Annotated in this window: 6 protein-coding genes; 2 read left to right on the top strand and 4 right to left on the bottom strand. The window is 70.8% G+C overall.

What is annotated here, in order from left to right:
- Window positions 1-30: 30 nt before the first annotated feature.
- Window positions 31-1944, top strand: a complete 1914-nt coding sequence (locus tag OMP43_RS19160) for an alpha-L-fucosidase (RefSeq protein WP_280281151.1) — start codon at window positions 31-33, stop codon at window positions 1942-1944.
- Between the two features lie 31 nt (window positions 1945-1975).
- A complete protein-coding gene (locus OMP43_RS19155; RefSeq protein WP_280281150.1) occupies window positions 1976-2770 on the top strand; it encodes a copper homeostasis protein CutC in 795 nt (264 codons plus the stop codon).
- Between the two features lie 7 nt (window positions 2771-2777).
- Here OMP43_RS19155 and OMP43_RS19150 read toward each other — a convergent pair whose 3' ends face one another.
- The 4 genes from OMP43_RS19150 to OMP43_RS19135 all read right to left on the bottom strand — a co-directional run.
- On the bottom strand, window positions 2778-4019 hold the full coding sequence (locus OMP43_RS19150; RefSeq protein ID WP_280281149.1) for a saccharopine dehydrogenase NADP-binding domain-containing protein: 1242 nt from the start codon (window positions 4017-4019) through the stop codon (window positions 2778-2780).
- A gap of 81 nt (window positions 4020-4100) precedes the next feature.
- Window positions 4101-7193, bottom strand: coding sequence for an efflux RND transporter permease subunit (locus OMP43_RS19145; RefSeq protein WP_280281148.1), 3093 nt, complete (start codon window positions 7191-7193; stop codon window positions 4101-4103).
- On the bottom strand, window positions 7190-8257 hold the full coding sequence (locus OMP43_RS19140; protein ID WP_280281147.1) for an efflux RND transporter periplasmic adaptor subunit: 1068 nt from the start codon (window positions 8255-8257) through the stop codon (window positions 7190-7192). The genes OMP43_RS19145 and OMP43_RS19140 overlap by 4 nt, the downstream gene beginning before the upstream one ends.
- A 2-nt stretch (window positions 8258-8259) precedes the next feature.
- Window positions 8260-8856, bottom strand: a 597-nt coding sequence (locus tag OMP43_RS19135; protein ID WP_280281146.1) for a TolC family protein, incomplete at its 5' end; no start/stop codon positions are given.

The following is an 8856-nucleotide window of genomic DNA, read 5'->3' as shown; positions in this document are numbered from 1 at the left end:
CCCGCGCCATTCTCGAAAAGGCCCTGACTGATGATCGACCTTACGCGCCGCGGCTTTGCCGGCATGGGATTGGTGATGGCGGCGGTGCCGGCCCGGGCGAGAGGCCGGGTCGCGCCGCCCGCGCCCTGGGGGGCGACGCCGTCGCCGCGCCAGCTCGCCTGGCACGCGCACGAGATGTTCGGCTTCGTGCATTTCTCGATCAACACCTTCACCGACAAGGAATGGGGCTATGGCGACGAGAGCCCGAGCCTGTTCGATCCGTCGGGATTCGATCCGGATCAGATCGTCGCGGCGGCGAAATCGGCGGGGATGCGCGGCCTGATCCTGACGGCGAAGCACCATGACGGCTTCTGCCTGTGGCCGACGATGCTGACCGAGCATTGCATCCGCAACGCGCCGTACAAGGGCGGCAAGGGCGATATCGTCGGCGAGCTTGCCGGCGCGGTCCGGCGGGCGGGGCTGAAGTTCGGTATCTATCTCTCGCCCTGGGACCGGAACCATGCCGAATATGGCCGGCCCGCCTATATCGACTATTTCCGCAAGCAGGTGGTCGAGCTGTGCACCCGCTATGGCGAGCTGTTCGAATTCTGGTTCGACGGAGCGAATGGCGGCGACGGCTATTATGGCGGCGCCCGCGAAACCCGGAAGATCGATGCGCCGGCCTATTACAACTGGCCCTCGATCGTCGCGCTGGTGCACCGGCATCAGCCGATGGCCTGCACCTTCGATCCGCTGGGCGCGGATGTGCGCTGGGTAGGCAATGAGAAGGGCGTCGCCGGCGACCCGTGCTGGCCGACCATGCCCGATCATCCCTATGTGCAGGCGGAGGGGAATTCCGGCGTCCGGGGCGCACCGCTCTGGTGGCCGGCGGAAACCGATGTCTCGATCCGGCCGGGCTGGTTCTATCACGCCGACGAGGACGGCAAGGTCAAGGATCCGGAGCGGCTGATCCGTCTATATGACGAGTCCGTCGGCCGCGGCACCAATCTCAACCTCAATATCCCGCCGGACCGGAGCGGGCGGATTCCCGCCGCCGACCGGGCGTCGCTGCGCGCCTTTGGCGACGCCATGCGCGCCACCTTCGCGCGCGACCTGGCCAGGGGCGCCGTCGCGCATGCCAGCGACGAGCGCGGCGCGGCCTTCAATGCCGGCAAGGTGCTGGATGGCGACCGAAGCAGCTATTGGTCGACGCCGGACGCGGTGAAGACCCCGAGCCTCACGCTCGATCTGGCGCCCGGCTCTATGTTCGACCTCATCCGGCTGCGCGAATATCTGCCGCTCGGCGTCCGCGTGACCAGCTTCGCGGTCGATGCCGAGATCGACGGGCGCTGGCGGACGCTCGCGACCCATAGCTGCATCGGGGCGCAGCGGCTGATCCGGCTTCCCGCGCCGATCCGGCCGCGGCGCCTCCGGCTGCGCATCCTCGACGCGCCGGCCTGCCCGGCGATCAGCGAAGTGGCGCTTTTCCGCCAGGTCGCGCCAGCGCGGCTGGCGGCCGTTGCGCCGAGCGATCCGTCGATCCTGCCGCGCGCGCGCTGGACGATCGTGCGCGCGAGCACCGGCGGCGATCCCTGGCGCCTGCTGGACGATGACGCGACGTCGCTCTGGACAGTCCCCGCGCCGGCGCCGGGCCGTCCGGTCGAAGTCGTCATCGATCTGGGCGAGGTGCTGCCGCTCGCCGGCTTCACGCTGACGCCCGCTCGCGAGCCGGACGCCGATACCGCGCCGCCCCGGGGCTATCGGGTCGAGACGAGCCTTGATGGCCGGGCCTGGGAAGCGGGGGGCGAGGGGGAATTCTCCAACATCGCCTATGCACTCGCGACGCAGCGGATCGCGCTCTCGAGCGCCCGGCCGGCGCGTTTCCTTCGCCTCGTCTTCGATGCGGTGGCGGTGCCGGCCCGCGACCTTGCGATCGCGGACATCGGCGCGTTCGGCAAGCGATGATCGCCATCTCTTTTTCCGGGCGGGGCGGGCGATGAACGCGCTGCTGGAAATCTGCGTGGACGACGCGGCCGGTATCGATGCCGCGGTGGCGGGCGGGGCCGATCGCCTCGAACTGTGCGCGAGCCTCGAGCTGGGCGGCCTGACGCCGTCCGCCGCGCTCGTCGAGCGGGCCGTCGCGACCGGATGTCCGGTGCACATGATGATCCGGCCGGTCAGCGGTGATTTCGTGCTTGACGGCGCGGCGATCACATTGATGCGCGAGGAGATCCGCCTGGGCGCATGGTGCGGCGTCGCCGGCATGGTCCTCGGCGCCACCCGGCCGGAGGGCGGGCTCGATTATGACGCGCTTGCGCGCCTTCGCGAGGCCGCGCGTGATGTCCAGCTCGTGCTGCACCGCGCGATCGATCTCGTCGCGGATCCGGTCGAGGCGGTGCGGCGCGTCGCGGCGCTCGGCTATGACAAGGTTCTGAGCTCGGGCGGGGCGTTACGCGCCGTCGACGGGGCAACGACGCTCGCGGCGATGGTCGAGGCGGCCGGAAACCGGCTGTCGATCGTCGCCGGATCGGGCGTGACCGCGGACAATGTCGCCTGGCTGCTCGATCATACCGGGGTCAGGGAAGTCCATGCATCGGCGAGTTCTCCGGGGCCGGCGCCGCACCCCGACGCGATCGGTTTCGGCTTCGCGCGCGGACCGCGGAACAGGACCGACCCCGGTCGCGTGCGCGCGCTGCGCGAAGCGATCGCGCGGTGGGAACATGCGAGGCGAGCGGGCGTGCCTCGTGAGCCGCGGCGGAGCGCGGCACGGGGGCGTGGCCGGACCGGCTGACGCCCGGCTATGCCCGCGCGGCGGTGATGCGGGATTGGCGGCCGGGAGGCGACAGGGGGGCCGTGGTCACGGCTATCGCCGCCGCATCGGTCGATAGCGACGCGCCCTGGCCATCGACGAGAAACGGCCAAAGTGCGAAGAAAAAGGCTTCGGGGTCGATCAATTGCTCGGGCGTCGCGACTCCGGATCGCTTGATCATCCTCGTGACGATCATGTCGGCCGCGATCACGGCGGGCAGCGCCGTCAGGAAGCCGGTGCCGCCGGGGATCGTGCCGTTCAGCGCCGCGCCGACGACCATTCGCTTTCGCCCCCGCCAGCCTTCCGCCACCGCGCCGAGCGGCGGAAGCCATTTCTTGCCGCGAAGCGCGTCCGAGACGCCGTGATAGACATAGGACATCGCATCGCCCGGCCTGAAGCGGCCGCGCCGCTCGTCCAGCGATGCGGCGAGCCGGGCCGCGGCCTGGTCGATCGTCAGGCCGTTGGTGCGCACGTCGCGCGCGGCTCTGTCCAGGGCGGCATGCACATAGCCCGAGAAGTTCATCACGTTGAGGCATTCCTGCAGCGACGGATATTTGCGCGGCAGCGTGACCGCTTCCGGGTGACCGACAAGGCGCGTGGAGACACGGCCTATTCCCGGATAGTCGACCTCGACTCGATCGAGCGGCCGGGCGCTGACGATCCCGCCATCGCGCCAAACCGGGATCGGCATGCTGATCTGTTCGACCCAGTGGCGGAGCGCCGCGGTCACGCCATTGCCCAGGCTTTCCTTCTCCTCGCCATGGCTGCCCCAGAAGGTGAGCAGACGGTCGGTCCGCTCGAGCTGTGAGGTCGCGTGCACGGCCAGCAGGTTCGAGATGCCGGGACTGGCGCCGCAGCCGATGATGGCGGTGACGCCGGCCGCGCCGGCCGCCGCGTCGAGCGCCAGCATGTCGAGCGTGGGCAGGGGGTCATCGGTCACATCGACGAAATGGCAGCCGGCGGCGATGACCCGCCGCAGCAGCGGCACCGCGAAGCGGCTCGCCGGGCCGATCGTCGATACCACGATGTCGTGCCGGCGCAGTATCGCCTCCAGCGCCGCCGCGTCCTCGATGTCCACCTTCATGCCCTGCGCGCCGCACAGGGAGGCCGCCCGCGCGGCCGCCTCCTGCGACAGGTCCGCGATGGTGACGTCGGAGAAGCCGTGGAAGAGTCTGACGGCCTTTGCAAAGGCCTGGCCGACTTCGCCGGCACCAAGAACAAGCAGTCGCAATTTTCGTCCCCTATTGTCAGGGCATGAGAGAGTTCGCGCGCGCCGCGAGCGGTGGGCCGGGCGAGCGTGCCGATGCCGGGGTCATGGTCGGACGGGCGCGGTTGCCGACAGGGTCTCGCCCGCGCGCAATGCCGCCACTTCGCCTGGGTCGGGCTGCCGGACGAGCTGGCCGAACCGGGGAGCGAGCCAGCGTTCCAGCGCGTCGATCGCCTCGTAGACGACGGGCACCAGCACCAGCGAGAGGGCGGTGGAGGAGATCAGTCCGCCGATCACGGCGACCGCCATGGGCTGGCGGAATTCCGATCCCTCGCCGATGCCCAGGGCCGTCGGCACCATTCCCGCCGCCATGGCAACGGTCGTCATCACGATCGGCCGGGCGCGTTCGTGACAGGCTTCGACCAGCGCGGCGCGGCGCGGCACGCCGTCCCGTTCGCGCTCGATCGCATATTCCACCAGCAGGATCGAGTTCTTCGCGGCCAGGCCGAGGAGCATCAGGAACCCGATCATCGCCGGCAGCGACAGCGCGAACCCGCCCAGCAACAGCCCCGCGAACGCGCCGCCGACCGCGAGCGGCAGGGCGGTGAGGATCGTGACGGGCTTGAAGAAGGAACGGAACAGCAGGACCAGCACCGCGAAGATCATGCCGATCCCGGCGATCATGGCGCCGATGAAGCCGCCGAACAGCTCGGACATCGCCTCGCTGTCGCCGTAGAGCTCCTGCCGCACGCCGGCCGGCAGCGCCTTCATGCCCGGCAGCGCCGCCACCGCGTCGGTCGCCTGGCCGAGCGTCAGGCCCGAGAGATCCGCCTGGATCGTCGCCCGGCGCTCGCGGTCGATGCGTTCGATGCGGCCCGGGCCGGTCTCGAAGCCGATATCGGCGACTGCGTCCAGCCGGGTGGTGCCGCCGCCCTCGACCGGCACTCGCAGCCCGGCGATCGTCGCGGGGTCCAGGCGCGCGGCGGCCGGCAGCAGGGCGCGGGCCGGGAGGTTGCGCCCGTCGATCGGCAATTTGGCGAGATTGGTGTCGATATCGCCGATCGTCGCGATTCGGGCGGTGTCGGCGATGGCCTCGGCGGTAACGCCCAGGCGAGCGGCCTCGGCAAGGCGTGGCCGGATCACCAGCTCGGCGGAAGCGGGCGGTTCGGCGGGGCGCACGTTGCGCAGTCCCACGATTCCCTGCATCTCGCGCTGGACGCGCCGGGCGGCGGCCTCCAGCGCGGCCGGATCGCTGCCGACCAGGATGACCTCGAGATCGGCGGCACCGCCGCCCTGGCCCGCCGGGGTGATGCGAACGTCGCGAACATCGCGCAGCGCGGGCGCCATCCGCCGCTTGAACGCGGCCGCCGTGCCGGCGCGATCCTCCCGGAAGACGACGGTCAGCGCGCCATTGTTCATCATTTCCCCGCCGAAGCGGACAAAGACCGATGCGACGTCCGGATCGCCCTTCAGGATCCGCGTCGCCTCGCCGCTGGCCCGGTCGAGATCCGCGCGGGTCGAACCCGGCGCGGCGACCATGTTGAACACCATGTTCTTCGGATTGCTCTCCGGGATGAAGGCGGTCGGCAGCAGCGAAGCCAGGCCGAGCGATCCGACGAAGAACAGGAAGGCGAGCAGGATGGACAGGCCGGGACGATCGAGCGCCCAATCGAGGATGCGGCGATACCAGCCGGCCATCGGCGGGCGGGCGTGCGGCGTCCGCGCCGGCACCAGCAGATAGGCGCACATCAGCGGCGTCAGCAGGCGGGCGACCAGCAGCGAGAAGAGCACCGCCACCGCGACCGTGATGCCGAACTCGCGGAAATATTGCCCGACGACACCGCCCATCAGCGAGACCGGCAGGAAGACGACGACGATCGCGAAGGTCGTGGCGATGACGGCAAGGCCGATCTGGTCCGCTCCGATCATCGAGGCGCGATAGGGGCTCTCGCCGCCTTCGATCCGCTTCTCGATATTCTCGATCTCGACGATGGCGTCGTCGACGAGGATGCCGATCACCAGCGTCAGCGCCAGCAGCGAGACCATGTTGAGCGTGAACCCGAGCGCCAGCATGACGGCGAAGGTGGGCAGGAGCGAAATCGGCATGGCGACCGCCGCGATCAGCGTCGATCGCCAGGTGCGCAGGAACAGCCAGACGACCAGCGCCGCCAGCGCCATGCCCTCGACCAGCACCTCGATCGTCGCGGAGAATTCGGCGCGCGTCTCGTCCGCGCTGGACGCGATCCGGGTGAAGCGCACGCCGCGGCCCTCGCGCGCCAGCTTCGCGATCGCGGCATTCGCCGCGTCCTCGACGCTGATGTCGCTCGCTGGCTTGGTCTTCATGACTTCGAAGCCGATCACGGGCCGCCCGTCGAGCCGCGCGAAGGATCGCGGTTCGGCGGCACCGTCACCGATTTCCGCCACGGCGGACAGCGGCACGCTGCGCCCCTCGCCGAGCGGCAGCTCGACGGCGCGGAGCGCTTCGGCGCTGCGCGGCGATGCGAGGACGCGCACCGTCTCCTCGCGCTCGCCGAGCTCCACTCTTCCGCCGGCATTGTCTCCCAGCGCGGCCCGCAGCGCCTGGCTGACCTGCGCGGCGGTCAGGCCATGGGCGGCCAGGCGCTCGGGCAGCAGCGAGACGATGATCTCGCGGTTGACGCCGCCCAGCCGGCGGATCGACGAGACGCCCGGCACCGCCTGGAGCGTCCGGCCGACGCGATCGTCGACATACCAGGACAGGTCGACGTCGGACATCGGCGCGGCGACCGCGAAGGTCAGCACCGGAACGGCATCGATATCGACTCGCTCCACCACCGGCGGATCGATGCCGCGCGGCAGATCGGCCCGGATCCGGTCGATCGCGGTGCGGACTTCGTCGATCGCCTTTTGCTGGTTCTCGCCGATCCTGAACTCGACAAGGGTGGTCGAATGGCCGTTGGTGACGGTGGAGAAGACGTGCTTCACGCCCGGAATGCCCGCGACTGCATTCTCGGCGACACGGGCGACCTGGGTCTCCAGCTCCGCCGGAGCCGCGCCGCTCTGCGTCACGTTGACGGCGACGATCGGGAAGGAAGTGTCGGGCAGCTGCTTCACCGGCAGCGCGAGATACGCCCAGATGCCGGCCAGGGTGAGCAGCGCGAACAGGACGCAGACCGGAATCGGATTGCGGATCGCCCAGGCGGAGACGGCGAGGTTCATGGCCGGGCTTCCACCGGCTTGACGATCTGGCCGGGCACGACCAGGGCGCTCCCGCCGAGCAGGACCGCGGTGCCCGGAGGCGGCCCGTCCAGCAGCTCCACCATCCCGCTGCCCCGTGCGCCCGTGCGCACCGGTACGCGTGCGACGCGGCCGGCCTTGTCCACCGTCATCACCGATGGCCCGCCCTCATAGGAAAGCGCGCGCTGCGGGACGGACCGGACGGCCCGCGCCTCGCCCGCGATCGAGGCGGTCGCGAAACCGCCGAGGCGCAGTCCCGGATGGAAAGGCAGCAGGATGCGGACCCGGCCGAGGCGAGTGGCGGGATCGACCCGCTCGCCCAGCCGCCGGACGGTGCCCGTCAGCCGCCTGCCGGATGCCAGGGTCACGGCCGCCGCCGTGCCGGGCGCGAGCCTGGACAGGAGATGCTCGGGTGCTTCGGCATCGAGCTCGAACAGGCCGTCGCGGGCGATGCGGAAGGGCGGCTCCGTACCATTTCCCGCAACGTCGCCGGGGCGCAGGGAGCGCTGGACGATGATCCCCGATACCGGGCTGCGCAGCGTCAGCCGGCCGCGGCGCACGACGATCTCGCGCAACGCCGCCTGGGCCGATTGCAATTGCGCCTGCGCGGCGCGTGCCTCGAAGCCGCGCTGCACGATCGTCTCGTCGGCGATCACGCCGCGCCCGGTGAGATCGGCAACGCGGAGATGCTCGGATCGCGCCCGCTCCGCGGCGACCTGCGCGCTGGTGCGTTGCGCCCTGAGGCGCGCTTCCTCGCTGGCCAGCAGCGCGCCGTCGAGCAGCGCCACCGGCTGGCCGCGACGCACCTGGTCGCCCTCTTCGGCCAGCACGCGCAGCACGCGATAGCCCGACAGCTCGGGCAGGATCGCGGCTTCCTCGCGCGCGACGATGGTGCCCGAGATATCGACGGCCGCGCTGACCGGCCGAAGCGCCACGCGCGTGATACCGACGCTCGGCGGCGCTTCCGCCTCGTCGGCGCGGGGTGGCTCCTTCGCGCAGGCGGAAAGCGTCAGCACGATGGCGGCGACGAATATGGGCCGTTTCATCATCATTCCCCGGAAGGTGTCGCGGCACCCGGCGAGGCCTGCCAGCCGCCGCCCAGTGCACGGAATACGGTGACGGCGCGGCGGAGGGTCTCCGCGCGCGCCGTTGCGGTGGCGAGGCGTGCGGCGCTGCGGGCGCGCTGCGTCTCGAGCAGCGTGGGAAGATCGTTCAGTCCGTGCGCGAAGCGCAGCCGGTCGGCCGCATATGCCTCGTCGGCGCGAATTTCCGCGCGCGCCAGGAGAGTGAGGCGGGCACGATCTCCCGCCAGCCGGATCAGGGACTGGTCGGCTTCGGAAAAGGCGGCCTGGACCGCCTGTTCATAGGCGATGACGGCCTGTTCGGCGCGTGCGCCCTCGGCGCGCATCTGGGCGAGCAGGCGGGCCCGGTCGAGGATCGGCATGGTGAGCCCGGCGCCCAGCGTCCAGAAGGCGCTGACGGCATTCAGGCCGCCGCCGCGCGTGGCGGTGAGCCCCGCCCCCGGGTTGAGCGTCAGGCGGGGAAAGAGTTCCAGGCGCTGGAGTTCGGCCCGTGCGCTCGCGGCGCGAAGGCGCTGCTCGGCTTCCCGCACATCGGGGCGGCGTTCCAGCAACAGGCTGGGGAG

Origin of the sequence: Sphingomonas sp. CBMAI 2297 (genome assembly GCF_029870595.1) — a bacterium.
In the GTDB taxonomy this organism is placed as follows: Bacteria; Pseudomonadota; Alphaproteobacteria; order Sphingomonadales; family Sphingomonadaceae; genus Sphingomonas.
The sequence above is the reverse complement of the archived record's forward strand: the minus strand, read 5'-3'. Positions and strand labels throughout refer to the sequence as shown.

Coding starts and splice junctions, on each gene's coding strand:
- OMP43_RS19160 (WP_280281151.1), top strand. CDS start 31: ATGATCGACCTTACGCGCCGCGGCTTTGCCGGCATGGGATTGGTGATG.
- OMP43_RS19145 (WP_280281148.1), bottom strand. CDS start 7,193: ATGAACCTCGCCGTCTCCGCCTGGGCGATCCGCAATCCGATTCCGGTC.
- OMP43_RS19155 (WP_280281150.1), top strand. CDS start 1,976: ATGAACGCGCTGCTGGAAATCTGCGTGGACGACGCGGCCGGTATCGAT.
- OMP43_RS19140 (WP_280281147.1), bottom strand. CDS start 8,257: ATGAAACGGCCCATATTCGTCGCCGCCATCGTGCTGACGCTTTCCGCC.